Source organism: Sinorhizobium chiapasense (assembly GCF_045277575.1).
GTDB lineage: Bacteria > Pseudomonadota > Alphaproteobacteria > Rhizobiales > Rhizobiaceae > Ensifer > Ensifer chiapasense_A.
Map to the genome: position 1 here is coordinate 2,670,572 of NZ_CP144205.1, position 24,358 is coordinate 2,694,929.

Annotated in this window: 25 protein-coding genes; 5 read left to right on the forward strand and 20 right to left on the reverse strand. The window is 63.2% G+C overall.

The genetic code is table 11. The features are described 5' to 3' along the window. Nucleotides 1-102: 102 nt before the first annotated feature. The 9 genes from QM996_RS12945 to speB form a co-directional block, all read right to left on the reverse strand. Entirely contained in the window at nucleotides 103-882 is a 780-nt protein-coding gene (locus QM996_RS12945) for a carbon-nitrogen hydrolase family protein (protein ID WP_500267833.1), read from the reverse strand. Continuing rightward, nucleotides 879-1,679 (reverse strand): ABC transporter permease, encoded by an 801-nt coding sequence (locus QM996_RS12950; protein WP_500267834.1) that lies wholly within the window; start codon nucleotides 1,677-1,679, stop codon nucleotides 879-881. Before QM996_RS12950 ends, QM996_RS12945 begins: the two co-directional genes overlap by 4 nt. Beyond that, the gene (locus QM996_RS12955; RefSeq protein WP_500267835.1) at nucleotides 1,676-2,530 is read right to left on the reverse strand and encodes an ABC transporter permease; all 855 of its coding nucleotides are present in this window, start codon (nucleotides 2,528-2,530) and stop codon (nucleotides 1,676-1,678) included. Before QM996_RS12955 ends, QM996_RS12950 begins: the two co-directional genes overlap by 4 nt. Further along, on the reverse strand, nucleotides 2,527-3,564 hold the full coding sequence (locus tag QM996_RS12960; RefSeq protein ID WP_500267836.1) for an ABC transporter ATP-binding protein: 1,038 nt from the start codon (nucleotides 3,562-3,564) through the stop codon (nucleotides 2,527-2,529). The genes QM996_RS12955 and QM996_RS12960 overlap by 4 nt, the downstream gene beginning before the upstream one ends. Before the next feature lie 125 nt (nucleotides 3,565-3,689). Then, entirely contained in the window at nucleotides 3,690-4,769 is a 1,080-nt protein-coding gene (locus QM996_RS12965; RefSeq protein WP_500270306.1) for an ABC transporter substrate-binding protein, read from the reverse strand. Nucleotides 4,770-4,841: 72 nt separating this feature from the next. Then, the gene (locus tag QM996_RS12970) at nucleotides 4,842-5,489 is read right to left on the reverse strand and encodes an amino acid ABC transporter permease (protein WP_500267837.1); all 648 of its coding nucleotides are present in this window, start codon (nucleotides 5,487-5,489) and stop codon (nucleotides 4,842-4,844) included. Beyond that, nucleotides 5,486-6,154: an amino acid ABC transporter permease gene (locus tag QM996_RS12975; RefSeq protein ID WP_500267838.1), complete on the reverse strand. Its 669-nt coding sequence runs from the start codon at nucleotides 6,152-6,154 to the stop codon at nucleotides 5,486-5,488. Before QM996_RS12975 ends, QM996_RS12970 begins: the two co-directional genes overlap by 4 nt. A gap of 61 nt (nucleotides 6,155-6,215) precedes the next feature. After that, complete coding sequence (locus QM996_RS12980) at nucleotides 6,216-7,010, reverse strand: type 2 periplasmic-binding domain-containing protein (RefSeq protein WP_500267839.1); 795 nt, start codon at nucleotides 7,008-7,010, stop codon at nucleotides 6,216-6,218. 90 nt (nucleotides 7,011-7,100) lie between these two features. Next, the gene (speB, locus tag QM996_RS12985; RefSeq protein ID WP_500267840.1) at nucleotides 7,101-8,162 is read right to left on the reverse strand and encodes an agmatinase; all 1,062 of its coding nucleotides are present in this window, start codon (nucleotides 8,160-8,162) and stop codon (nucleotides 7,101-7,103) included. Nucleotides 8,163-8,385: 223 nt separating this feature from the next. On the opposite strand from speB, the gene QM996_RS12990 reads away from it, so the two are divergent. Next, nucleotides 8,386-9,432 carry a LysR family transcriptional regulator gene (locus QM996_RS12990; protein ID WP_500267841.1) on the forward strand — a complete coding sequence of 349 codons (1,047 nt, stop codon included), beginning with the start codon at nucleotides 8,386-8,388 and terminating at the stop codon, nucleotides 9,430-9,432. A 75-nt stretch (nucleotides 9,433-9,507) separates the two neighbouring features. Further along, nucleotides 9,508-10,686 (forward strand): pyridoxal phosphate-dependent aminotransferase, encoded by a 1,179-nt coding sequence (locus tag QM996_RS12995; RefSeq protein WP_500267842.1) that lies wholly within the window; start codon nucleotides 9,508-9,510, stop codon nucleotides 10,684-10,686. A 78-nt stretch (nucleotides 10,687-10,764) separates the two neighbouring features. Here the strand turns inward: QM996_RS12995 and QM996_RS13000 are convergent, their stop codons facing one another. From QM996_RS13000 to QM996_RS13030, 7 genes are all read right to left on the reverse strand, one after another. Further along, nucleotides 10,765-11,610, reverse strand: a complete 846-nt coding sequence (locus QM996_RS13000; protein WP_500270307.1) for a DMT family transporter — start codon at nucleotides 11,608-11,610, stop codon at nucleotides 10,765-10,767. A 196-nt stretch (nucleotides 11,611-11,806) separates the two neighbouring features. Then, nucleotides 11,807-13,240, reverse strand: a complete 1,434-nt coding sequence (locus QM996_RS13005) for an aldehyde dehydrogenase family protein (protein WP_500267843.1) — start codon at nucleotides 13,238-13,240, stop codon at nucleotides 11,807-11,809. Nucleotides 13,241-13,256: 16 nt separating this feature from the next. Next, nucleotides 13,257-13,991 carry an MBL fold metallo-hydrolase gene (locus QM996_RS13010; protein ID WP_500267844.1) on the reverse strand — a complete coding sequence of 245 codons (735 nt, stop codon included), beginning with the start codon at nucleotides 13,989-13,991 and terminating at the stop codon, nucleotides 13,257-13,259. A 4-nt stretch (nucleotides 13,992-13,995) separates the two neighbouring features. Then, on the reverse strand, nucleotides 13,996-15,093 hold the full coding sequence (locus QM996_RS13015) for an ABC transporter ATP-binding protein (protein WP_500267845.1): 1,098 nt from the start codon (nucleotides 15,091-15,093) through the stop codon (nucleotides 13,996-13,998). After that, nucleotides 15,090-15,881 (reverse strand): ABC transporter permease, encoded by a 792-nt coding sequence (locus QM996_RS13020; RefSeq protein WP_500267846.1) that lies wholly within the window; start codon nucleotides 15,879-15,881, stop codon nucleotides 15,090-15,092. Before QM996_RS13020 ends, QM996_RS13015 begins: the two co-directional genes overlap by 4 nt. 2 nt (nucleotides 15,882-15,883) lie before the next feature. Continuing rightward, nucleotides 15,884-16,798, reverse strand: a complete 915-nt coding sequence (locus QM996_RS13025) for an ABC transporter permease (RefSeq protein ID WP_500267847.1) — start codon at nucleotides 16,796-16,798, stop codon at nucleotides 15,884-15,886. A gap of 77 nt (nucleotides 16,799-16,875) precedes the next feature. Next, the gene (locus QM996_RS13030) at nucleotides 16,876-17,970 is read right to left on the reverse strand and encodes an ABC transporter substrate-binding protein (RefSeq protein WP_500270308.1); all 1,095 of its coding nucleotides are present in this window, start codon (nucleotides 17,968-17,970) and stop codon (nucleotides 16,876-16,878) included. Between the two features lie 118 nt (nucleotides 17,971-18,088). Between QM996_RS13030 and QM996_RS13035 the strand changes: the two genes are divergently transcribed. Both QM996_RS13035 and QM996_RS13040 read left to right on the forward strand, forming a co-directional pair. After that, on the forward strand, nucleotides 18,089-18,706 hold the full coding sequence (locus QM996_RS13035; protein WP_500267848.1) for a TetR/AcrR family transcriptional regulator: 618 nt from the start codon (nucleotides 18,089-18,091) through the stop codon (nucleotides 18,704-18,706). A 42-nt stretch (nucleotides 18,707-18,748) separates the two neighbouring features. After that, complete coding sequence (locus QM996_RS13040) at nucleotides 18,749-19,141, forward strand: YybH family protein (RefSeq protein ID WP_500267849.1); 393 nt, start codon at nucleotides 18,749-18,751, stop codon at nucleotides 19,139-19,141. Nucleotides 19,142-19,150: 9 nt separating this feature from the next. Here QM996_RS13040 and QM996_RS13045 read toward each other — a convergent pair whose 3' ends face one another. From QM996_RS13045 to QM996_RS13060, 4 genes are all read right to left on the reverse strand, one after another. Then, a complete protein-coding gene (locus QM996_RS13045; protein WP_034798890.1) occupies nucleotides 19,151-19,300 on the reverse strand; it encodes a hypothetical protein in 150 nt (49 codons plus the stop codon). A 134-nt stretch (nucleotides 19,301-19,434) separates the two neighbouring features. Further along, a complete protein-coding gene (locus QM996_RS13050) occupies nucleotides 19,435-20,349 on the reverse strand; it encodes a transglutaminase-like domain-containing protein (RefSeq protein WP_500267850.1) in 915 nt (304 codons plus the stop codon). 396 nt (nucleotides 20,350-20,745) lie between these two features. Next, complete coding sequence (locus QM996_RS13055; protein WP_500270309.1) at nucleotides 20,746-22,059, reverse strand: NAD(P)/FAD-dependent oxidoreductase; 1,314 nt, start codon at nucleotides 22,057-22,059, stop codon at nucleotides 20,746-20,748. Then, a complete protein-coding gene (locus QM996_RS13060) occupies nucleotides 22,056-23,423 on the reverse strand; it encodes a glutamine synthetase family protein (RefSeq protein WP_500267851.1) in 1,368 nt (455 codons plus the stop codon). Before QM996_RS13060 ends, QM996_RS13055 begins: the two co-directional genes overlap by 4 nt. A gap of 175 nt (nucleotides 23,424-23,598) precedes the next feature. Between QM996_RS13060 and QM996_RS13065 the strand changes: the two genes are divergently transcribed. After that, complete coding sequence (locus tag QM996_RS13065) at nucleotides 23,599-24,291, forward strand: GntR family transcriptional regulator (RefSeq protein ID WP_500267852.1); 693 nt, start codon at nucleotides 23,599-23,601, stop codon at nucleotides 24,289-24,291. The last annotated feature ends 67 nt before the right edge of the window (nucleotides 24,292-24,358 follow it).

Here is a 24,358-nt window from a genome sequence, read left to right on the forward strand (position 1 = left end):
AACGTTCCCGCCAAGTGAACAATCGCCAGGCGACCTTGTTCCTGAACCTGCATCGATCTCAAAGCGGCCGCGGCCAGCGTCGCACGGGCAACCGGCGCAGATTCAGCGCCGGTTCAGATCGCCGAGATAGGTGTTTTCGAGGCGGGAGATCGCATAGGCTTGGGGATCGATATCTACGATCAGCAAGGCCTCGTGACCGGCATCGGCCTTGGCGAGAAGCTGGCCGTCGGGAGCGGCGATGCGCGACAGCCCGGCGAAGGAGAACAGCGGATCCGAGCCGTGATGGTTGATATAGGCGACGAAAACCTGGTTCTCGAAGGCCCGCGTCTGGATCATGTGCTCGGCGATGAAGGAACCGGACCAGCCCGCCGGTAGTGCCGTCGGCACCAGCACAGCCTCGGCACCGGCCAGCGCCAGCCGCCGGACGTTCTCCGGAAACTCGACGTCGTAGCAGATCAGTATGCCGCAGGTGACGCCGCGATGCACGAACAGCCTGGTCTCGGGTGCGGGCGCCTTGAAGATCGAGCGCTCGTAATCGCCATAGAGGTGAGACTTGCGGTAGACGACCGGCGCCGCATCGCCATCGACATAGACGGCGCTGTTATAGACATCGCTCCCGTCGCGTTCGGCAAAGCCGGCGATCAGGGCGATGCCGCTCTCAGACGAGATCGCCTTGAGGCGTTCGACGATCGCGCCATCCGGCGCTTCGGCGATCATCGCCAGCGCGTCACCGGCGCCGTAGCCGGTGATGCCGAGTTCGGGCGTCAGCAACAGCGTCGCCTCTCGTGTCGCGGCTTCCGCCGCGGCGCGCGCGATCCTGTCGAGGTTGGCGGCGACGTCTCCCGGCGCCGATTGCATCTGAAGGGCGGCGAGCTTCATCATTTTCCGTCCGTTGACATGGCGCCAAGCAGCTTCGGCAGGTCGCCGAAGCGGGCGACGAGGCCGAAGATCACGGCCGCTGTCGTGACGAAGAGAACCGTCACGGACGCCATGGTCGGCGTGTAGCCGTAGCGAAGCGCATTGAAGATCTTGATCGGCAGCGTTTCCACGGTGAAACCGACGGTCATGTAGGCAACGATATACTCGTTGAGCGACAGCACGAAGGCGAAGGCATAACCGGAAACGATGTAAGGCAGGATCAGCGGCAGCACGACGGTGCGGAAGATGGTGCGCTCATCGGCCCCCATGGTCGAGGCTGCCTCAACCAGGGAACGGTCGATCGAGGTGAAGCCAAGCGAGAGCGTCACCAGCGGCAGCGTCACGAAAAAGATCGCGTGGCTGACCACCGCCGTCCAGGGCTGGCCGTAGAAGCCGACCGTCGCCCAGAAGGTGAGCATGCCGAGCGCGGTGATGACCGGCGGCAGCGTGAACGGTGCGACGCCGAGAAGCTGGAAGATGTTCGCCCAGGGCGCGATACGCCGCCACAGGAACCAGGAGAGCGGCAGCGCGATCGCCACCGCAAGCGCTGCCGAAAGCACCGCAAGCGTCACCGACGCAAAGAGCGCGTTGCGCCATTCCGGATTGAGGAAGATCTCGCCATACCAGGAGAGCGAAAAGCCCTGCGGCGGAAAGGCGAGCGTCTGCTTCTGGTTGACCGAGACGCCGGCAACGACGATCAGCGGCAATGACAGGAACAGGCCAATGACGAAGAAATAGGCCTTGCGGAAGATCGAGGTCATGCCGCTTCTCCCTTGCGTCCGGCAATCACGGTGAGCGCCACGAGGCCCAAGGTCACGAGCACAAGGAACACGGCCATGGCGGCAGCGAACGGCATGTTCGACTGGTAGATCGCCTGGTCGGTAATCAACACCGACAGTGTCCAATGCTGCGGCCGGCCGAGAAGCTGCGGCAACAGATAGGAGCCGAGCGCGAAGATGAAGACCATGATCAAGGTGGCGGTGATGGTGTTGCGAAGCGCCGGCACGACCACGGTGAAAAACGCCTTCAGCGGCGAGGCGCCGAGCGTGCGGGCCGCTTCCGTCAACGTCGGATCAAGACGGACAAGCGCCGGGAAGAGCACCAGCACCGTATAGGGGAAGGCCTGATAGACCATGCCGGTCAAAACGGCCCCAAAACTCGGCGTCAGGGCCTTGGCTTCGGCCATGATGCCGAGTGCGACGAGGATGTTGGTGATGCCGGCGGTGCGCGAAAACAGCGTCGACCAGGCAAAACCGATGATGACTTCCGAGAGCGACAGGATCGAGAGCAGCGCCACCAGCCAGGCCACCTGCACCTTCCGCGCCATGCGCGTCAGCATATAGGTGAAGGGCAAGGCGAGCACGACGCAACAGATCGCAACCGTGATCGCGAGCATCAGCGAGAAGCCGAGCACCCCGCCGAAGAAGGCCGAGAGGAAGCGGGCGTAGTTGTCGAAAACGAAGGCCGGCGTATAGAAGCCGCCCTGCTGGCGCTGGAAGAAGCTGACGGCGATCATCGTGCCGAAGGGCACGACAAAGAAGATGGTGAGCATCGCCGCCGGAAAGAGAAGCGGCGCGTGATCGCCAAGGGTCTGGGGCGGTTCGCGTCTCATTTCTTCAGTACCACGCAGACGTCAGGGGTGAGCGCAATGCCGACTTCCTGGCCGACGGTGACCTCCGGCCGCTCGCGCGGCGTGGAGACGGCGACGATCTGGCGGCCGGCAATGTCGACGAAGGTCTCGATCGTGCCGCCGAGATCGCGCACGAAGGTGACTTTGCCGGTGAGCGCACCGGCGCCGGGCGCGGTCAGATGCACGTCTTCCGGGCGCACCGAAAGCGTGCCCTTGCTGGCCCCTGCCGGCAGGGCGAGGCCGGGCACGATGTGGCCGAGCACCTCGGCGCGGCCAGCGCTGTCGGCCTGGACGTCGAGCAGATTCGTCTGGCCGATGAAGTCAGCGACGAAACTGTCGGCCGGTCGGCGATAGATCTCGATCGGCGACGCCGCCTGGCGGATCTCGCCGCCGTTCATGACGACGACGGTGTCGGCCATGGTCATCGCTTCGCGCTGGTCATGGGTGACGACGATGGTGGTGATGCCGAGCTTCTGCTGAAGCTGGCGCAGTTCCACCTGCATCGCCTCACGCAGCTTCGCATCGAGCGCCGAAAGCGGCTCGTCGAGTAGGAAGAGTTTCGGCGAGATCGAAAGCGCCCGCGCGATCGCCACGCGCTGACGCTGGCCACCGGAGAGCTTGGCGACGGGACGGTCGGCGTAGCCGGAGAGGTGAATCATCGACAGAAGCTCGTCGACGCGCTTTTTCTGTTCGTCCTTGGCTTTCCCGCGGATGCGCAAGGGATAGGCGATGTTCTCGCCGACGGTCAGATGCGGAAACAGCGCCAGCGACTGGAAGACCATGCCGAGATTGCGCTTGTGCGTCGGGACGCGGGTGATGTCCTCGCCGTCGAGCCGGATCGCACCGTCCGTCGGCAGGTCGAGGCCGGCGATCATCCGGAGCAGCGTGGTCTTGCCGCAGCCGGAAGGTCCGAGCATGCAGACGAAGGTGCCGTGCGGTACGGTCAGGTCGACATTGTTGACGGCCCTGAAGGCTCCGAATTCCTTGACGACGTTTTGAAGGGCAAGTCCGGACATTGTTTCTCCGCGAGGATGGTCCCCTCCTGCTCATGGGAGGGGTTCAGGCGGGAAGCGGCCGGCAGCCCCTCCCCGTCGTTGGGTTCAGTCCTTCCCTGAAGATCAAGGAAGGGCGTCGGTCAAGCTCAGCCGACGATCAGCTCGGTCCACTTCTGGTTCAGCCAATCCGACTTCGTCTGGTAGAGATCGTAGCGCGGAATGATCGGCTCGATGTCGGACGAAACGGCTGCGAATTCCTTGTCAGTCAGATCCGTAACCTCGCGCTTGACGGTCGGCGACGTTCCGACCTTACGCGACAGCGTCGCCTGGATCGAGGGCTGGCACATGTAGTCGATGAAGATATGGGCCTCTTCCGACTTCTGCGAGGCGCGCGACAGCGCCCAGCAACCGGAATCCTGGATGCCGCCTTCCTTCGGGAAGGTCGAACGAACAGGATGGCCGTCGGCGGCGGCGAGGCCGGTCACGTCGTGATAATACTGGCCCATCGGGATTTCGCCCGACTTCAGCGCCTGCTCGAATTGCGCCTCGTCGCGGTACCACAAGCGGACGTTCGGCTTGACTTCGGCAAGCTTGTCGAACGCCTTCAACAGGCCCTCTTCGGTGTCGAGTGCGTTGGTGCCGCCCATGAAGGTCTTGGCCGTCACTTCGAGCAGGAACGAGTTGGAAACGAGGGCCAGCAGGCCGAGCTTGTCGGCGTTTGCCGGATCCCAGAAGGCTGACCAGGAGGTCGGCGCTTCCTTGTAGACGTTGGTGTTGGTCACCAGCGTGATGTACCAGGAGACCGCTCCGATGCCGGCGATGCGTCCATCGGGATACTTGTTGACGAAACGGTCGAGCAGGTTCGAGGCGTTCTTGATCTTCGCCGTGTCGATCGGCGTCCAGAGGTCCGTCGCCTGGCCCTTGAGCATCGCCACCTGCGACATCATCGAGACGTCGGCCGGTGCCTGACCGGCGCGAGCGGCCTGTTCGAGCTGGACGAGCCAGGCTTCGCCGGTCGGCTCGGCGATTGATTCGATCGCGATACCGGTCGCCTTGGTGAATTCCGGGAAGATATTCTTGTCGAAGGAATCCTTGAAGTAGCCGCCATAGACGCCGACCTTCAGCGACTTATCCTGCGCCCTGAGGATCGACGGCATCGCCAGCATGGAGGCGCCGGCAAGACCGGCGCCGAGTAGCGTCCGCCGCTTGATGGAAGTGGTGATCATCATCAGTCTCCTTTGTTTCGGCGGTGACCCGCCTTGTTCCCTGTTCTGTTGATTTCTTACATATTTTCAGTCTCAGTGCGCGGGTGTTTTGCGCTCCAGCATCCGTGCATATTGCGTCAGCGGATAACACAGCACGAAGAAAATGACCGCGACCAGCCCATAGACCGTGAAAGGTTCGAAGGTCGCATTATTGATCGCATTGGCGGTTCTGAGAAGCTCCTCGAAGCCGATGATCGAGGTGAGCGCCGTGCTCTTGATCAGCTGCACGAGGAAGCCGACCGCCGCTGGCCGGGTGATGGCGAAGGCCTGCGGCAGGATGACGAGGCGCAGTTCCTGAAACCGGTGCAGACCGAGGCTCGCGCCGGCATCCCATTGGCCGCGCGGCAGTGCCTCCACGCCGCCGCGCCAGATCTCGGCGAGATAGGCACTGGCATAGAAGGTGAGCCCGAGTGCCGCCGCCGTCCAGGGTTCGATGCGGAAGCCGAGCATCGGCAGGCCGAAGAACATCAGGAAGAGCTGCATCAAAAGCGGCGTGCCCTGGAAGAGCGCGATGTAGCCGGAACCGAAACGGCGCAGCCACGGGCGTTCGGCGATGCGGGCCGCCAGGATGGCGAGTCCCACCGCGGCCCCGCCGGCGAAGGCGACGATCGACAAAAACACCGTCCAGCGTGTGGCGAAGATCAGGTTGCGCAGGATGTCCCAGAAGGTGAATTCGATCATGACACGCCGGCTCCGAGCACCCGCCGACCACCGGCAACGAAGAGCCGTCGCATCGCCATCGACAGGCCAAGATAGATCAGCGTGACGACGAAATAGGTCTCGAAGGACCGGAAGGTGCGCGCCTGCAGAAGATCCGCCTCATGCGCAAGCTCCCGCACCGCGATCTGCGAGACGACGGCCGATTCCAGCATCATGATGATGACCTGGCTGGTGAGCGCCGGAAAGATCACCTTCAGCGCCTGCGGCAGGATGATCTTGACGAAGACCTGGCGGGGTTTGAGCCCGAGCGCGAAGGCCGCCTCGCTTTGCCCCTTCGGCACCGCGTCGAGCCCGGCGCCGACGATCTCCGTCGTGTAGGCGGCCATGTTGAGCGTCATCGCCAGGATCGCCGCGACGATCGGATCGAGCCGGATGCCGAGGCTCGGCAGGCCGAAAAAGATGAAGAACAATTGCACCAGGAACGGCGTGTTCCTGACAACTTCGACATAGACGGCCACCGCTTTGCGCAAGACGCCGTAGCGGCTGCGGCGGGCGGCGGCAAAGAGAATGCTGATCAGGATGCCGAGCACCGTGGTGCAGGCAATCAGGAACACGGTCATGGCCGCGCCGTGGGCGATCGCGCCCGCGGCGTCCTTGAGCCAACCGAAGCTGAGGCCGTAACCCATCGTCGCAACCTTCCTCAAGAGAGAAGCGGAGAGCGTCGCTCCCCGCCTCCATCAAGCTCTCTTAGTCCTTGAGGTTCTCGGGGTTGAGCGGCGTCTTCAGCCAGGCCTCGGAGCTCGCATTCAGCTTGCCGTCGGCGAGCATCTTCGCGACCGTGTCGTTGACCACCTTCTTCAGGCCCTCTTCATTCTTGTTGAGGCCGATATGCGACGGCGAGGTCAACAGCTGGAACTTCTGCTCCGGCTTCAGCGCCTCCTGGCGGGCCAGCACCTGGGCGCCGACATCGTTGCCGACGACCATCAACTGGGTCTGGCCGGAGATGAAGGCCTGGATCACCGCATTGTAGTTGTCGAACCGCTGGATGTCGGCATTGGCGGGCGCCGCCTCGGTGAGCGAGGTATCCTCCAGCGTGCCGCGGTTGACGGCAATCGTCTTCTCCGCAAGATCTTCCTTGCCGGCGACCTTCAGCTCCGCCGGGCCGATGACGGCGATGTAGTAAGGCGCGTAAGCGGCGGCGAAGTCGATCACCTCGGCGCGCTCCTTGGAGAAGCCGACGCTCATCAGGATGTCGACGCGCTTGTCGTTGAGATAGGGGATGCGGTTCTGGCCGGTGACGCTGACCAGGTTCAGCTTGACGCCGAGATCATCGGCGATCCGCTGGGCCACGTCGACGTCGTAGCCCTTGATGCTCATGTCGGCGCTCGCCGAGGAGAAGGGCGGGAAGTCGGAGAAGATGCCGACATTGATCTGGCCGGCGGACTTGATGTCGGCGAGCGCATCGGCCTTGGCGATGCCGGCAGCGGCACCCAGCATCAGAGCGGCGGCCAATGCTGTCTTCAGTTTTCTTTGGATCGTCATGGTTATTCCCCTACCCGGAAGCTTTGTGATTGTGATGTCTGGTGGTCGACCGCCGGTTCCGGTCCGGCAGCCGACAAATATTTGCCAGCGTCAGGCGGACTTGCCCGTGATCGCCGGGCTGAAGACCATGAGGCTGAGGATTTCGAAGAGCACCTGGGCGCCCGCATGGGCGGTGTTGGTGGTCGAGTCGTATTGCGGCGCCACTTCGACGACGTCGCCGCCAACGAGATTGATGCCCTTGAGGCCACGGATTAGCTCCAGCACTTCGCGGGTCGTAAGGCCGCCCACTTCCGGCGTGCCGGTGCCCGGCGCAAAGGACGGATCGAGGCTGTCGATATCGAAGGAGAGATAGGTCGGGCCATCGCCGACGATCTTCTTTGCCTTTTCGATGATCGCAGGAATGCCGAGGCCGGTCACTTCTTCGGCATGGATGACGGTCATGCCGGACTCGTAGGAGAATTCCCAGAGATATTCGGCCGAGCCGCGGATGCCGATCTGGACCACGCGGGTCGGGTCGAGCACGCCGTCGAGCACCGCGTTGCGGAACGGGCCGCCATGGTGGAACTTGGTGAGGTCGTAGGCGCCGCCGGTGTCGCAATGGGCGTCGATGTGGATCATGCCGACCGGACGTTTCTTGCCGACCGCCTTCAGGATCGGATGCGTGATCGAATGGTCGCCGCCGACCGAGAGCGGAATGACGCCGGCATCGACGATCTGGTTGATGCGCTTTTCGATATCCTCATGGCTGAGCTCCAGCCGGTAGCGGCTCTGGAACGGCACGTCGCCGATATCGGCAACACGGAGTTCCTGCACCGGCGTGCAGCCGAGCACGTGGTTGTAGGGGCCGATACGCTCGATTGCACGCAGCGCCCGCGGTCCGAAACGCGAGCCCGGACGGTTGGTGACGCCGAGATCCATGGGGATGCCGACGATCGCCACCTGCAGATTGCCGAAATCCGGGTTTTCCGCATCGACCGGCATGTGCGGCGCGGTCAGGAAGGTCGGGATGCCGGAATAGGGCGCAAGGCGCGTGCCGCTCTTGTTGAAGATCTTGTCGGCAACCTTGCGGAAGGTCGGGTCGAACAGTTCGCCGCCATGGCTTTCGCCGTATTTCGCCTTCAGTTCGGCAAGCTTGGTGTCGTCCCAGGCCATTGGTGCAGTCCTCCGTCATCCATAGCCCGGGCATGCGCTGAAAAGCGCCACAGATATCTCACTGCGGATGAAGCCGGTTCGTCCGGCGCGATCATGTTCCCCAGGCTTTTTCGCCTTTGTTGACGAATATTAGGCGGCATTCCTCTGGAAAATCAATTGACATTGTTATAGCGTTTCGTGTGAGAAAAATTCACATAACGAAACCTCGCCGGAACCCGCCGCTTTGTCCAGCCGCCTGCCACCGCTCAACCCCTTGCGCGCCTTCGAAGCGACGGCGCGTCGAGGGTCCGTGTCGGCGGCCGCGCGCGAACTGAACGTCACCCACGGCGCGATCAGCCATCAGATCCGCGCGCTGGAACTCTCGGTCAAGGCGGCCCTCTTCGAGCGCGGCGGCAAGCGGCTGAAGCTCACGCCACAGGGCGCATTGCTGCTGCCGGCCGTGACCCACGCCTTCGCCGAGATCGCCGCGGCGACCGCGGCAATGACGCGGCCGACGACCAGCGGTGAACTCCGGATAACCTGCGTCCCCGCACTCCTTTCCTTCTGGCTGATCCCGCGGCTGCACCTCTTCACCGAGCAATATCCGGACGTACGCCTGACCCTGATCGCCTCCAACGACGAAGCCTATCTGCATTCTCCCGATGTCGACGTCTGCGTGATCTATGGCGACGGCAATTGGTCGGGCGCCTGGGCCAAGCTCTGGAGCCGGCTGGAATTATTCCCGGTCGTAAGCCCGACGCTCCTCAACATGCGGCCACTGCGTTCGGTGCGGGATCTGCGCGATCACGTGATGCTGCATGGCGACGACGGGCGCGAGTGGAACACCTGGCTCGCCGCGGCCGACGCCAGCGACCTGCAACGCGGCCAGCAGCATTTCATGAGCGACGCGCGGCTCTCGACCGAAGCGGCGCTGCACAACCAGGGCGTGGCGCTCGGCGATACGATCACCGCCGGCAGCCTAATCGCGCGCGGCGAACTGATCGCGCCCTTCGACCTCACGGTGCCGGCCAATGACGCCTTTTTCGTCGCCTGCCGCAACGAAGTGCTGGCAGCACCGATCGTACGTATCTTCATCGACTGGATGTTCGCGGCGCTCGAAAACGACCCGATGCCCGAACTCCAGACCTCGGCACGCACGATTATTCGCAGCCGTACCTCGAAATCCGAGCCGACAGATCGTAAATCGGGGACCGACGGCTTTCGGCCGGTCTCGGCGCCGAGCCGTGCCCGCCGCCCTGATCGCCCACAGAAACGTAAGGCCAAGGCCTAAAGCGGGATGAGGAAAAGTGTATACGGCTTTCCGCCCGCAACCCGCTTGAAACTATCTAACGCAGGAACATCCGCCATGCCGCATTTCAACCCGCTCGTCGAAAAGCTCTCGCCGCCGCCCGTGCCCTCGGTGCTGGCCTGGGCGAAATCCTACGACGGCTCCCGTGGCCCGTTGATCGACCTGTCGCAGGCGGTGCCCGGCTACCCTGCCCATCCGGACATGCTGGCCTGGCTCGGCGAGGCCGCCGCCTCCACCGCCTATACCGGCTACGGCGCGATCGAGGGCGAAGCGGTACTGCGTGACGCCTATGCCGCCCATGTGGCAGGGCTCTACGGCGCGGCGGTCACGGCCGACAACATCCACATCACCTCGGGCTGCAACCAGGCCTTCATCTGCGCGGCGATGGCGATCGCCGGCGCGGGCGATACGGTCCTGATGACCAACCCCTATTACTTCAACCAGGAAACGACGCTTTCGATGCTCGGCATCAACGTCGAACTCGTGCCCTGCGACGCCGGCGCCGGCTTCCTGCCCGAGGTCGACGCGATTGCCGCAGCACTTCGCCCCGGCATCCGCGCGCTCGCACTGGTTTCGCCCAACAACCCGACCGGCGCCGTCTATCCGCCGGAACTGCTTAACCGTATCCACGCGGCCTGCCGCGCCAAGGGCGTCTGGCTGATCCTCGACGAGACCTATCGTGACTTCCTGCCTGACGCCTCTGCCGCGCCGCATGGCCTGCTTGCGGGCGAAGGCTGGCAGCAGAGCTTCATCGGCCTCTACAGCTTCTCCAAGTCCTTCTGCATCCCGGGCCACCGCCTGGGCGCGATCACCGCCGGTCCGGCCGTGATCGAACAGGTGGCGAAGATCATGGACAACCTGCAGATCTGCGCGCCGCGCTCCGCCCAGGCTGCCGTTGCCAAGGCGCTTCCGGCGCTTGCCGACTGGCGCCAGGCCAACCGCGCCGAGATCGCCGCCCGCGCCGATGCGCTGAGGGACGTGATGAGCCGCCTGCCGAAGTGGAAGCTGCAGGCGATTGGCGCCTATTTCGCCTATGTCCGCCACCCCTTCCCGGACATCGATTCCCAGTTCATCGCCGAGAAGCTCGCAAAGCTCGCCGGCGTCGTCTGCCTGCCGGGCGACTATTTCGGCGAAGGCCAGGAGAACTACCTGCGCTTCGCCTTCGCCAATGCGGATGCCGAAACGATCCGTAAGCTCGAAGAGCGGCTGGCGAACTTCACGCCGCCGGGCCTTTAAGACTTTGAAGTAACGCAATTCCGGACGGAAAACCGTTTCACACATTTCCTGGAATTGCTCTGAAGAAAGCGCGCGGCGTTATCCTCGCCGCGCGATCAGAATGCCGAGAAGGACGATCGCCCCGCCGATCGCCTGCATCAGCCCGACCGGCTCGGCAAGCAGGATCCAGGCCAGGATCGCCGCCACGACCGGCTGCAACAGCAGGGTCAGCGAAGAAAAGGCAGGCGGCAAATAGGCGAGCGCATAGGTGATCGCCACCTGCCCGCCGGCATGGCTGACGAAGGCGAGACCGAACAGCATCGCCCAGCCGAAAGCCGTCGGCGGCAAGAGCGACGGCTCGAAGAGCACTGCCATCGGCAGCATGCAGATCGCGGCCGAGGCCGTGCTCCAGATCATGATGCGCACGGTGCTGAAGAGGCTGCGCAGCCGCCCGATCGCCAGGATATAGCCGGCATAGAACATCGCCGCGACGACGGCGATGCCGTCGCCCAGCAGATTACCCTCGCCAAGCGCCATCGGCCCGCCCTTGAGGATCACCACGCCCGCGACTGCAGTCATCAGGCCGATGGCAAAGACGGCGCTGACACGCGAACGAAACAGCAGCCAGCTCGCGAGCGTCACGAAGACCGGCGCGAGGTTGGCAAGCAGCGTGGCGTTGGCAACCGACGTCTTGGTGAGCGCGTAATGCCAGGCCCCCAAATCGATCGCCAGGAACACACCGGGCAAAATGAGCAGCGCATATTCCGAGGGCTTTTCCGGACGCCGCCCTCCGGCTCCCTCAGGACGGAACCAGGTCCAGGCGAGAAGCGGGATCAAGGCCAGCGCCACGCGCCAGAAGGCGGTCGCCATCGGCCCCAGCTCCGACAGCCGCACGAAGATCGGCGAGCCACCGATCGCAGCGCCGCCGATGAGAAGGGCCGCCATGGCGACGCGATTGTGGGCCGAGGAATGATGTGCGTGGGTCACGGGAGGCATCCGGAAAGGAGCGGTCGTCGGAGGTGGGTAGCCAACGAGCTATCAGATGCCGGCTTGCGGTGACAGTCCTTGTGCGCCGAAGCCTGAAAGAAAAGCGGCCGCCGCGGATTGCGACGGCCGTCTTTCAAGGGGCGTTATGCCTTGCTCAGGCGGCATCGGGAACGTGGACGGTCTTCACTTCGAGGAAGTCCTCGAGCCCGAAGATGCCACCTTCGCGGCCATTGCCCGACTGCTTGTAGCCGCCGAACGGGCTGCCGTAGCGGTGCGGCCCGCCATTGATATGCACCATGCCGGCGCGCAGGCGCGCGGCGACGCGCTCCGCGCGCTTCGGGTCGCCCGTCTGCACATAGGCAGCAAGACCGTAGTTCGTGTCGTTGGCGATCGCGATCGCTTCCTCCTCGGTGTCGAAGGGAATGATCGCAAGCACCGGACCGAAGACCTCTTCGCGGGCGATGCGCATGTCGTTGTTGACGTCGGCAAAGATCGTCGGCTTGACGAAGTAGCCGGTCTCGAAGCCTTCGGGCTTGCCGGCACCGCCGACGAGCAGGCGCGCACCTTCGGCGATACCCGCCTCGATCAGCGCCTGCACCCGGCCGAACTGGATATGGCTGACGAGCGGGCCGATATGGCTGCCTTCCTTGGTCGGATCACCCACCTTCGCCTCTTTGCCGACGCGCTTGGCGATCTCGACCACCTGGTCGTAGACGCTGCGCTCCACCAGCATGCGGGTCGGGGCATCGCAGGACTGGCCGGAATTGTTGAAGCATTCCAGCACGCTGCCGGTGACGCGATCTTCGAGATCGGCATCGGCAAAGACGATGTTCGGCGACTTGCCGCCAAGCTCGAGCGTCACGCGCTTGACGGTCTCGGCCGCATCTTTGCTGACGGCGATGCCGGCGCGGGTCGAGCCGGTGAACGACATCATGTCGATGTCGCGGTGCTTCGACAGGGCGGCGCCGGCATGGATGCCGTCGCCATTGACGAGGTTGAAGACGCCGGCCGGGAAGCCTGCTTCATGCACCATCTCGGCATAGAGCATCGCGTTCAGCGGCGTGAACTCGCTCGGCTTCAAAACGCAGGTCGAACCGGTCGCCAGCGCCGGCACCACCTTCAGCGCGATCTGGTTGATCGGCCAGTTCCAGGGCGTGATCAGGCCGCAGACACCGATCGGCTCGCGCAGGATCACGTCGCCGTTCGGCAGCCGGTCGCGGGTCTTGAGACGCTTCAGCGCGTCGATGAAGCCCTGGAGATGGCCGACGCCGACATCGGCCTGCTGTTCGCGCGTCATCGTCTTCGGCGCACCAAGTTCCATGGTGATCGTGTCGACCATCTCGTCGTAGCGGCGCTTGTAGACGGCGAGCAGTTTTTCGAGCAGCGCCAGCCGCTCCTCGACGCTTGCTTGGCTATAGGTTGCAAAGGCCTTCTTGGCGGCGGCAACGGCGCGGTCGATATCCTCGGCCGTGCCCATCGAGATCACCGCAACGGGCTTTTCGGTCGCCGGGTTCAAGACCTCCAGGTCGTTGGCAACGACCGGATCCACCCAGGCACCGTTGATGTAGAACTTGCGTTTGTCGAGCATTCGCTCCTCCTTCCCGTCAGTTTGTCTTTTGTTTTTCAGCAAGCCAGTCGCGGATCAGCGCTCTGTAGCGCTCGCCGGAAAAGCTCGGAAAATGTCCGCCGTGAACGATACGTGCGGGGATCGTAAGCAGGCGTTCCATCGACGCCAGGTAGTCGCCGGCATTGGAATGATAAGTGTCCTCGATCAGCGGGCCGTCGTAGAGGATATCGCCGGAGAACAGGATACCGGTTTTCGCCTCGAAAAGCGCGATACCGCCGGGTGAATGGCCGGGCGTGTGGATCACCTCGAAGACCCGGTCGCCGAGATCGATATGGTCGCCGTCTGCCAAAAGCCGCGTCGCCGGCGCCGCCTTCACCGCATAGGTGGTGGATGCATAGGGCTCAGGCGGCAGCGCGTCGAAGATCTCATCGGCCACGTAGGGATCGGCGAGCGTGTTCGTGCGAGTCGGATGGGCGAGAAGCTCCGCCTCGGCAGCGTGCACGCAACGGCAGTCGAATTCGTGATGGCAGCCGATATGGTCGAAATGGGTGTGACTGGCGACGGCGGTCAGAGCACGCTCGGTGACGAGCGGCACCCATTCTCTGAGTGACACGACGCCCATGCCGCTGTCGACGAGCATGTCCCGGTCGCGGCCGCGCACATGCCAGATGTTGCAGCGATAGAATTCCTGGATGTAGGGCTCGTCGATGGCGGTGACGTCGTCGTCGAGCCGTCTCACCCGGTACCAGTCCTTTGGGGCAATTCTCCGCATCGCGCTACGCATGTCCTGTGGCAGGCAAGGCTACGACGTCGGCGGCGCGCACCGCAAGCGGCACAATCTCGCCCTCGCGCACGCTTGCCGATTGCGGCAGATGAGCGACAAGGGCTCTGGTATCCGTGGCGCACGGCTGCAGATGGCAGCGATAATGCGTGCCGAAAAAGGCGCTGCCGGCAACACGCGCTTCGCCGAGCATCACGGTCGGCCCTTCCGCCCGATCGTCTGCGCGGAAATGCTCCGGCCGGATTGTGAGCGTGATGCGGTCGCCGGCCTTCGGCGCGGATGCGGTGAAATTATCAGCCGGAAGCGCCAGGCTGCCGAGCGCGGTTTCGACCTTGGCGGAGCTCGCATCCGCCGCCGCGACGCGTCCCGAAACGAAATTGACCTCGCCCATGAAGCCCGCCGAAAACAGCGAGCGTGGCCGCATGTAGATCTGCGACGGCGAGCCGAAATCCTCGATCCGCCCCTGGTTCATCACCACGATGCGGTCGGCGATCGCCATCGCCTCCTCCTGGTCGTGGGTGACATGAACGAAGGTCGTGCCCACCCGCTTCTGGATCGCCTTCAGCTCATCCTGCATCTGGCGGCGGAGTTTCAGGTCGAGCGCACCGAGCGGCTCGTCGAGCAAAAGCACGTCCGGATCAACCGCAAGCGCGCGGGCAAGCGCCACACGCTGGCGCTGGCCGCCTGAGAGTTCATGCGGCCGCTTGCCGGCGGACGCCTTCAGTCCGACAAGATCTAGGAAACCGAGCGCCTTCTCGTCACGCTCGGCCCTGGCAAGGCCGCGCATCCTGAGCCCGAAGCCGACATTGTCGACGAGGCGCATATGTGGAAACAACGCATAGTCCTGGAACATCGTCGTCGTCGGGCGCTTCGACGGCGCCACATAGGTCATATCCTGTCCGCCGATCGTCACGCGACCGGAAGTCGGCGACAGGAAGCCTCCCAGGATCGAGAGCAGCGTGGTCTTGCCGCAGCCGGAAGGCCCGAGCAGCACGATGAACTCACCGGCGCGGATATCCAGCGAGACCGCGTCAAGGGCCGTGAAGGCCCCGAAGATCTTGCTGACGTTGTCGATCGAGACGGGAGCGGTCATGGCTTTTTCGTCCTTCCGAACAGGGAAAGCTCAAGGATGAGCAGCACGGCCACCGAGGCGAGAAAAACCAGCGAGCCGATGGCATTGGTCTTGGGGTTGAGGCCGGAGCGCAGCATGCTCCAGATCTCGACCGGCAGCGTCACGTCGAAGCGCGACAGCAGGAAGGCGATGATGAATTCGTCCCAGCTGAAGGTGACGGAGAGGAAGAAGGCGGCAAGGATCGACGGCATCAGCATCGGCGCCGTCACCAGTGCCATCACCTTGAAATCGCTGGCACCGAGGTCGCGTGCCGCCCGCTCGATATTGATGTGATGATCGCCCATCGAGGCGTAGATGATGGCAAAGCAGAGCGGCAGGTTGATCACCACGTGGCCGATGCCGACCGTCATCAGCGACAGCGGAATATGCAGCGCATTCATCAGCGACAAGAGACCGAGCGCGATGATCAGGTAGCTGACCGTCATCGGCGCGATCAGTAGCCCCCGCTGCAGCGCCGAGCCCGGCAGCTTGTAGCGCGCCAATGCATAGGCGGCGAGGAAGCCGAGCAGCACCGAGATCCCGGAGGAGACGAGCGCCACGGCAAGCGAATTGCCGAGCGCCGCCATCAGCTTGCGGTCGGCGAAAACCGCCCCGTACCACTGCAGCGAAAAGCCGTTGAACGGCGGCACCGGCAGGCGGCCGTCCTGGAAGGAAAAGAGCACCAGCACGGCGACCGGCAGGAAGATGAAGGCATAGACGAGGACGAGATAGGTCCAGGAGAGGACACTCGAAGAGATCTGGCGCAGCATCGTCAGGCCCTCTCGATCTTCAGCCAGCGGGCGCAGGCCACGTAGGCGACGGTGACGGCGAGCATCAGCACGATCGACAACGCCGCGGCCATCGGGAAGTCCGCGCGGCGGCCGAGCTGCAGCATGATGATCTGCGGCAGCACCAGCTCGTTGTTGCCGCCGAGGATCTGCGGCGTGACATAGTCGCCGATGCAGAGCACGAAGGTGAGGAAGGCGCCGGTCATGATGCCGGGGAGCGTCAGCGGCAGCACCACGTGCCAGAAGGTCTGGAAGGCATTGGCGCCGAGGTCGGCGGCCGCGCGGCGATAGTTCGGCGAAAGCTGGATCAGGTTGGAGTAGATCGTCAGCGTCAACAGCATGACGAAGAAGTGCACGAAACCGATGATCGTCGCCGTGCGGGTGCTGGCAAGCTCCAGCGGCTCGGAGACCAGCCCGATGCTCATGAACATCTGGTTGATGACGCCGTTTTTCGACAGGACCAGCAGCCAGGAATAGGAGCGCACCACGTAGGAGGTCCAGAATGGCAGGATCGCCAGGATCAGTGCCATGCGCTGCAGCCGCTTCGGCACGCGCTCGGCGATGATCCAGGCCAGCGGATAGGCGAGCAGCACCGAAATCACGGTGACGATGACGGTGATCTCGAGCGAGTTGACGAGTCCCTGGAACAACGCGTTTTCGGAGAAGAAGCGCGTATAGTTGTCGAAGTTCCAGACGTGGACGAGATCCCGCCCTTCCCGTTTCCAGAGGCTCATCGCCGCCATGAAGGCGAAGGGCACGACGAAGAAAGCCACGGTCCACAAAAGCGCCGGCGCGACGAAACCCCAGGCCTTGCGCCGGTCCGCGTCTTCGAGCGCTGTCGCTGATGTCAATGTTCCGGCGTCTGCCATGGCTATCCCGGGCTCAAGGGTTGCGGGCATGATTTGCCCCCGCGCCGCCGCAGCGGCCCACAACGAAGATTAGGCGGGCGCGGCGCTAATCGCGCCCCCCTTTGTCATTACTGCTGCAGCATTTCCGTCCAGGCGTCCTGGAACTGCTGGTCGAGTTCGGCCGACGGGATCGGGTAGAGCTGCGTCTTCTTCAGGTACTCGGCCTGCTGGTCGAAGCGCAGCGCCGCCTTCTGCTGCTCGGTCAGATGCTCGCCCGCCTTGGCATTGGCCGGCATCGCCCAGTAGCAGGAAGACGTCGCCAGCCGTGCCTGGCCCTCGGGGCTCAGGATGTACTGCACGAATTTCAGCGCCAGATCCTGCTTGGTCGAATCCTTCATGACGCCGATCGACTGTGCCCAGCGCACCGCGCCCTGTTCGGGAATGGTCCAGTCGAGGCTCGGCTTGTCGGCGGAGAGAACGGCGGTGATCCATTCGCCGCCGCCGACGAGAATGTCGACCTCGCCGGTCGCAAGCGCCGTCTGCGAGGAGACGACGTCGCTCACCTGCTTCGACACGGCGCGCATCGCCGCGAGCTTTTCCTTGATCGCCGGCATGTCCGCTTCGCTGAGCTCAGCGGTCTTCTTGCCGAGGCCAAGCCCGACGAGACCGATCATCGGCAGGTAATAGTCATAGAGCGCGATGCGGCCCTTGTACTTGTCCGACCAGATGACCGACAGGTCCTGCATGTCCTTCGGATCGACCTTGGTCTTGTCGTAGGAAATCGTGTTGTAGCCGAACTTCTCGGTGACGGCGTAGATCTTGCCGTCCTTGGTGTTGTTCGCCTCCATGCGCACTTCCGGGAAGATGTCGGCGGTGGGCAAGGCGTTGGCCGGCATCTCGGCCAGAAGATCGAGATCGATGGCACGATGAACATCGACGCCGTCGATAACGAGCACATCCCAGTCGCCCGGCTGCGACTGATCGAGGATAGAGAGCCCTGCCCCGGTGCCCTCATAGACCTTGACGTTCACCTTGACGTCGTTGGCCTTCTCGAACGGTTCCAGCAGTGCCGGATCGGTGTGGTCGCACCAGACGAGCGCATTGAGCTCTTCCTGGGCAAGAACCGGTGCGGGTGCTGCGACCGTCGAAAGAGCGGCGATCGCGATTGCGGCCGTGGAGGAGAAAAAACGGCGCAGGCGCGCACCGTCACGAACTGACTGCATCATGCTGTTGCCCTCTTGTTTTGACGCTCGTTCCGGCGTCTTCAAAAAAAGATTGAATGAATTCATTTTTTAAGTCAATCTCAATTTTGAACCAATTCATAATTCGGGGAAACATCAGATGACGGGACTGCGCGCACGGCAAAAGGCCGATCGGAACCGGCGTATTCTCGACGCCGCCGCCGCGCTTTTTCGCGAAGTCGGCTATGACAGCGCACGCATCGAGGACATTGCCGAGCGTGCCGAGATCTCGGTCGGAACCTTCTACAACTACTATGAAAACAAGGGCGACATCCTGCTTGCCACCGTGTCGATGGAAGTCGAGGAAGTGCTCGCCGCCGGACGCTCGATCGTCGACAATCCGCCCGCCTCCGTCATGGGCGCGCTCGATGCGCTGATCGGCGAATATTACGACCACTCGCTCTATTATCTCAGCAAGGAGATGTGGCGCACTGCCATGGCGATCGCCATCCAGCAGCCGGAAAGCCCGTTCAGCAAGCGCTACACCGAACTCGATCGCCGGCTCTGCGATCAGATCTCGACCCTGATCCTCAAGCTGAAGGCCAAGGGAGTCGTCGCCATGGATGTCGATGTCGAAGCGGTCGGCGAGATGTTCTTCAACAATCTCAACATGATGTTCACTGAGTTCGCCAAGCGCGAGACGATGTCGCTCGACGACCTGAAGGCGCGCGTTTCCCGCCAGAACCGGCCGCTGGCGACGCTGATCGCCGCACGCTGACCGTCACGAATCTAAGCCCCACGAACAAACCAAGGGAACCTGATGTCAGATCTCGACCAAGCGGTGCTTGCGGCCGCAGACCAGCTTGTCGCCGCTTTTGCCCGGCATGACCGCGCCGCCTATTTCTCGGCCTTTGCACCGAATGCCACTTTCATCTTCCACACGCTCGACCGGCCATTGAAAAGCCGGGCCGAATACGAGGTGGAATGGTCGCTTTGGGAGGAACGGGACGGTTTTCGCGTGCACGCGTGCCGGTCAAGCGAGCGAAATGTTCAGAGGATGGGTGATATCGCCGTCTTCACCCACCGCGTCGAGACCGAACTGGAATTCAATGGAGAGCCGACGACCGCGGACGAGCGGGAAACGATCGTGTTCGAGCGGACGGTGTCGGGAGAATGGCTCGCCGTGCACGAGCACCTGTCACGGCATGGCTGAAGACCAGCCTCAGAATGCGCCGACGACGACGGCGCTGACGAAGGAAAAGGCCGCAACGATGGCGATTGCGTGGGGAACCAGGTGAACATGCGAGCGGCGTTGCGGTGTCGTCCCGTAAAGAGCGTAGCGGGATTGGATCATCGGTTTCGCAGCGTTCATCGCGTTTCTCCGTTCCTGCGAGGGTATTAGCCCCTCGACTATCCTCTTCTCCTATATTCTCCATTGAGTTTATAGATATCATTTTCCGCAAATCGCGCGGATCGTAAAAAATCGGTTCGGCACGGCAGAAGCCATCAATGCCGGTTTCGATTGCGCTCCTTCAGGTGCTTCGACCAGGTCTCGCTGAACCACGGCGTCAGCAGCGAAACGTCGGAAGCGCGGTGCGAGCGCGTCAGTGCACTGTCGGTTTCGACACAGGTCCAGACGGTGAAGGCGGTCAACTCGTGTTTGCCGAAGGTCTGAATCAGCGGAATATCGGCGGCGTCACGCCCGCGGGCGACTGCGATGCGCCCTGCCCGCCGCTGGTTGTTCTTGGCATCGAACACGTGCCAGCGATCACCAAGATAGACCTCGAACCAGGCGTTGAAGTCCATCGGCGCCGGATTGTCGCTCTTCGGAATGTCGGCCATGTAGCCGTTCACATAGCGCGCCGGCATGTTCATGCAGCGGCAGAAGGTTATCGCCAGATGCGCATAGTCGCGACTGACGCCGACGCGATCCTCATGGGCTTCGAGCGCCGTACGCATCGCCTGGGCATAGCCGTAGCTGAAGACCAGTCGCTCGTGGACATAGTCCGAGATTGCCTGAACGCGCTCCCAGCCGGCCGGCACGTCGCCGAACAAGCGCCAGGCAAGCGCTCCCAGCCGGTCCGTTTCGCAGTAACGGCTGGCGGAGAGATAGGGCAGCCACGCCGCGGGAAGATTTTCGACCGGCACCGCCTCTGCCAGCGGGTCTGAGGCGTCGAGCCTGCCGTCGTCCTCGATGACGGCATCATAGGACAGCTTGAAGTCGCCTTCAGGCACCGTCATCCGCAGACAGTTGTTGCCATGCGGATCGGTGATCTGCTCCATCTTCACCAGCGGCGAAGACACCGGGCCATGTTCGCGGCGAAGGGTCCTCCGCCGCTCGGGCACCACGGAAAGATAGGTCATCATCGGAGTCGGTTGCGGACAGCGTATGCCGATCTCATAACCAAAGCGCACGAACATCTGAGCCTCCCAGGATCAACCGGGAGTCAAATGCTCCCTGCCTGCCTTGCCCGCGGGAATGCGGGCCTTCCTTGGTATCCGTTGGCATGCGGCCACCCCACGGACTGGCCACATGCCAAAGACGCAACGGGCCCTTCTAGCGGGCGAGCCGATGCCCTACAGCGCCGCGCGTCTTCTCAGACGCGCAAAGGTCGCTGTAGCACCTTGAATCGCTGCATGTTTTTATCCTTAAATCGGCGACGATTTAAGGAAACATGCAGTAGCGGCTTGATACTAGCGCAACGGCCGGCAGGGCGGAATTGCGCTCCGCGGGAAATCGACTTTCCGACTCGCGCGCAAGGGGCGCGGCCCGCCTTCCCGGCAAGCCGCCCCTTCGCGGAGCGCCGGTCGTTTGCCTCACAAGCCGACCGCATCCTTGAACTGGTACCACCAGGAGCCGATCGTCGAATATTGCGCGCGGAACATGCGCCCGCCCGGGAATGGATACCAGGGCAGCTTCGCGAAGACGTCGTAGCGCGTGGTGTCGCCATCGATCGCCTCGGCGAGCGTGCGGCCGAAGAGGTGCGAACCGGTGACGCCGTGCCCGCTATAGCCATGGGCGAAATAGGTATTGGAGCCGATCCGGCCCATCTGCGGCACGCGCGTGAAGGAGAGCGCGAAGTTGCCGCTCCAGGCATAGTCGATCTTCACGCCCTTGAGCTCTGGGAACACCTTCTCGAGATTGGGTTTGAGCTTCGCAACCACATCGGCCGGATCGGTGCCGCCATAGACGGTGCCGCCGCCGAAGATCATCCGCTTGTCGGCAGAGAGCCGGAAATAGTCGAGGATGTAGCGCACGTCCTCGACGCACATGTCGCTGGGGATCAGCGAATGGGCAAGCTCCTCGCCGAGCGGCGCCGTGGTGATCATCTGCGTAGAAACCGGCATGACCCGCGAGACCAGTTTTGGCACCGCGTCGCCGAGATAGGCATTGCCGCAAAGCACGACGATGCGCGCCGAAACCTCGCCGCTTTCCGTATAGACGATCGGCCGCGCCGCCTCGTGGTCGACCCGCGTCACCGGTGATTGTTCATAGATGGTCCCGCCAATACTTTCGAACGCGCGCGCCTCACCGAGCACCAAATTGAGCGGATGCATATGGCCGCCGGTCGTATCGAGCATGCCGCCGCAATAGGCATCCGATCTGACGAGCTTGCGGAGCGCTTCGCGGTCGAGAAGCTGGTGGTCGTCCATGCCGTATTTGCGCCAGAGCGCCTGCTTGGCTTCGAGCTCCTTCATATGCGCAGGCGTATAGGCGGCGTAGATGTTGCCCTGCTTCAGGTCGCAGTCGATCTGGTACTGGCTGACGAGGCGGCGGATGATCTTGCCGCCCTCCTGCACCAGCCCGCCGATGAAGCGCGCGGCATCCTCGCCGTAGCGGCGCTGGATGGTCGACAGGCTGGCATTGAGGCCGTTGACGACCTGGCCGCCATTGCGCCCCGATGCCCCCCAGCCGACCTGCGCGCCCTCGACGACGACCACCTTGTAACCCTTCTCGGCAAGATGGATCGCCGTCGACAGGCCGGAATAACCGGCGCCGACGACGCAGATGTCGGTCTCGACCCGGCCTTGAAGCCGGACGGGCGTGCGGATGATGTTGCGGGAGGCGGCGTAGTAGCTGGTCGGGTAGCTGCCGTCGCCGGCATAGGATTTCTGTTTGGTAAGCATCAGACGATTTCCAGATAGGCGCTGAATTCGTAATCCGTGACCTGCTCGGCAAAGCCGGCGATCTCCTGGCGTTTGCAGGCGATCAGCATCGAGCGCAGCACGGGGTCGAAGATGTCGGCGGCAATCGGTCCTGCCTCGAAGCTATCGACCGCCTGCCCCCATTCCGAGGGAATTTTGGGCAGTTTCTCCGCTGCATAGGCCCGACCCGAAACCGGCGCCGGCGGCTTCCACTTGTTGCGGATGCCAACGAGTGCGGCGCCGAGGATCGCGGCGATGACGAGATAGGGATTGGCGTCCGCGCCGGCGACGCGATGTTCGATACGGCGCGCATTGGGATTACCGCCGGGAATGCGGATCGCCGATGTGCGGTTCTCGTAACCCCAGCAGACCGCCGTCGGCGCGTGCGTGTCCGGCCGGAGCCGCCGGTAGGAGTTGAAATGCGGCGCAAAGAGCAGCGTCGTCTCTGCCATGCCGCGCAGAAGGCCGGCAACGGCGTGCTTCAGCACCGGCGAACCTTCGTCACTTCCGTCGTTGAAGACGTTGTTGCCCTCCTCGTCGAGCAGGCTGAAATGGATGTGCATGCCGTTGCCCGAACGCGTGCCATAGGGTTTCGCCATGAAGGTTGCGGCAAGTCCGTGCTTGCGCGCCACACCCTTGACAATGCGCTTGAAGAAGATGGCGTCGTCGGCCGCTTTCAGGGGATCGTCGGTGTGCAACAGGTTGATCTCGAACTGGCCGATGCCGTTCTCGGCGATCGCCGCGTCCGCCGGTACGTTCTGCCGCGCGCATTCCTTGTAGACGTCGGAGAAGAATTCGCCGAAATCGTCGAGTTCGTCGATCGAGAGGATCGCGTCGGAATCGAGCCGCTTGCCGGTATAGGGCGAGATCGGCGGCACCGCGCTGTCCGGCTTCGGATCGATCAGATAGAACTCCAGCTCGGTCGCGACGACGGGGCGAAGGCCGAGTTCCTGATATTCGCGCACAACCGCCGCCAGCGCCTGACGCGGATCGGCAAGGAACGGCTTGCCGTCCTCGAGCTGCAGCCAGAGCGGCACCAGCGCGCTCGGCCGTGACGTCCAGTTGACCGGCAGCGCACCGCGGCCGGTGACGCCGCAGATGCCGTCGCGGTCGCCGCTCGCAAACACCTGCTCGCTGTTGATGATGTCCTCACCCCAGACGTCGACGCCAACGATCGAGAGCGGCATGCGGATGCCACCGCCCAGGACCTTCGCCGCCTGCTCCACGGGAACGCGTTTACCACGCATGATGCCGTTGAGGTCGCAGACGACGGCTTGAATACTTTCGATCGGCCCGTTCTGCTCGAGCCATGCTTTGAATGCGCTGGGATCTTCCGCGTCGAGCGACATATCGCAAATCTCTTTTTGTGATCACATTTTCAGAAAGTTGACATAGTTCAGGAATTGGAGTCAAGCATGAGCGATGCTATCAGGCATGTGACGTAGAGCGAGGCGTCGGAAAGTGTACGCGGCTCTCCGCTCGCATCCCGCTCCCACCGTGGACCAGACAGAAGGACATGTGCACTTGAAACCGCTTGTTTTGCCGCCACTTGCGCGGCCCGACGGCATGACGACACATGACTACGCCTTCAGCCGGTTGCGCCAGGCGATCATGGTTGGCGCCTTCCGGCCCGGCACCTCCGTCACCATCCGCGGCCTTGCCGAAGCGCTCGAAAGCAGCCCGACGCCCGTGCGCGAGGCGCTGCGCCAGCTGACCTCGATAGGCGCGCTGCAGTTCCTGGAAAACCGCCGCATCGTCGTGCCGCATATCACGCCCGCCCGTTTCGAGGAGCTGATCTCGCTGCGCATCGCGCTCGAAAGCCATGCGGCCCGCCGGGCCGTCGCCCATCTTTCCGAGCGCCAGATCGAAACTATCACGGCAATCGACGACAGCATCGAGACGGAAATCCGCAGGGGCAACAAGGTGGCCGCACTGATCGCCAACCAGGCGTTTCACCGCAAGATCTACACGGCCAATCCCGATCCCGTCGCCATGCCGCTGATCGAGAGTGTCTGGCTGCAGCTCGGCCCCATCCTCGGGATTGCCATGGAGCACGTCACCGAACTCTATGTGGTGGACCGGCATCGTGAGGCGATCGAGGCACTTCGGCGGCGCGACGAAGAGGCCGTCGCCGATGCGATCGCCGCCGACATCAGGGAGGGCATCGGCGGCTTCGACCAGCAGGCGGTCGCGCGTCTCCTGCGATTGGCCGCCTGACTTGCCGCCGGCACCGCAGACTGACAAATTTTAGTGTGACTAAAATTCTATATTGACAATGCCGGTG

What these genes read in the sequence shown, in the direction of transcription:
- QM996_RS12945 (WP_500267833.1), bottom strand. Translation starts at nt 882, where the DNA reads ATGATGAAGCTCGCCGCCCTTCAGATGCAATCGGCGCCGGGAGACGTC.
- QM996_RS12950 (WP_500267834.1), bottom strand. Translation starts at nt 1,679, where the DNA reads ATGACCTCGATCTTCCGCAAGGCCTATTTCTTCGTCATTGGCCTGTTC.
- QM996_RS12955 (WP_500267835.1), bottom strand. Translation starts at nt 2,530, where the DNA reads ATGAGACGCGAACCGCCCCAGACCCTTGGCGATCACGCGCCGCTTCTC.
- QM996_RS12960 (WP_500267836.1), bottom strand. Translation starts at nt 3,564, where the DNA reads ATGTCCGGACTTGCCCTTCAAAACGTCGTCAAGGAATTCGGAGCCTTC.
- QM996_RS12965 (WP_500270306.1), bottom strand. Translation starts at nt 4,769, where the DNA reads ATGATCACCACTTCCATCAAGCGGCGGACGCTACTCGGCGCCGGTCTT.
- QM996_RS12970 (WP_500267837.1), bottom strand. Translation starts at nt 5,489, where the DNA reads ATGATCGAATTCACCTTCTGGGACATCCTGCGCAACCTGATCTTCGCC.
- QM996_RS12975 (WP_500267838.1), bottom strand. Translation starts at nt 6,154, where the DNA reads ATGGGTTACGGCCTCAGCTTCGGTTGGCTCAAGGACGCCGCGGGCGCG.
- QM996_RS12980 (WP_500267839.1), bottom strand. Translation starts at nt 7,010, where the DNA reads ATGACGATCCAAAGAAAACTGAAGACAGCATTGGCCGCCGCTCTGATG.
- speB (WP_500267840.1), bottom strand. Translation starts at nt 8,162, where the DNA reads ATGGCCTGGGACGACACCAAGCTTGCCGAACTGAAGGCGAAATACGGC.
- QM996_RS12995 (WP_500267842.1), top strand. Translation starts at nt 9,508, where the DNA reads ATGCCGCATTTCAACCCGCTCGTCGAAAAGCTCTCGCCGCCGCCCGTG.
- QM996_RS13000 (WP_500270307.1), bottom strand. Translation starts at nt 11,610, where the DNA reads ATGGCGGCCCTTCTCATCGGCGGCGCTGCGATCGGTGGCTCGCCGATC.
- QM996_RS13005 (WP_500267843.1), bottom strand. Translation starts at nt 13,240, where the DNA reads ATGCTCGACAAACGCAAGTTCTACATCAACGGTGCCTGGGTGGATCCG.
- QM996_RS13010 (WP_500267844.1), bottom strand. Translation starts at nt 13,991, where the DNA reads ATGCGGAGAATTGCCCCAAAGGACTGGTACCGGGTGAGACGGCTCGAC.
- QM996_RS13015 (WP_500267845.1), bottom strand. Translation starts at nt 15,093, where the DNA reads ATGACCGCTCCCGTCTCGATCGACAACGTCAGCAAGATCTTCGGGGCC.
- QM996_RS13020 (WP_500267846.1), bottom strand. Translation starts at nt 15,881, where the DNA reads ATGCTGCGCCAGATCTCTTCGAGTGTCCTCTCCTGGACCTATCTCGTC.
- QM996_RS13025 (WP_500267847.1), bottom strand. Translation starts at nt 16,798, where the DNA reads ATGCCCGCAACCCTTGAGCCCGGGATAGCCATGGCAGACGCCGGAACA.
- QM996_RS13030 (WP_500270308.1), bottom strand. Translation starts at nt 17,970, where the DNA reads ATGCAGTCAGTTCGTGACGGTGCGCGCCTGCGCCGTTTTTTCTCCTCC.
- QM996_RS13035 (WP_500267848.1), top strand. Translation starts at nt 18,089, where the DNA reads ATGACGGGACTGCGCGCACGGCAAAAGGCCGATCGGAACCGGCGTATT.
- QM996_RS13040 (WP_500267849.1), top strand. Translation starts at nt 18,749, where the DNA reads ATGTCAGATCTCGACCAAGCGGTGCTTGCGGCCGCAGACCAGCTTGTC.
- QM996_RS13045 (WP_034798890.1), bottom strand. Translation starts at nt 19,300, where the DNA reads ATGAACGCTGCGAAACCGATGATCCAATCCCGCTACGCTCTTTACGGG.
- QM996_RS13050 (WP_500267850.1), bottom strand. Translation starts at nt 20,349, where the DNA reads ATGTTCGTGCGCTTTGGTTATGAGATCGGCATACGCTGTCCGCAACCG.
- QM996_RS13060 (WP_500267851.1), bottom strand. Translation starts at nt 23,423, where the DNA reads ATGTCGCTCGACGCGGAAGATCCCAGCGCATTCAAAGCATGGCTCGAG.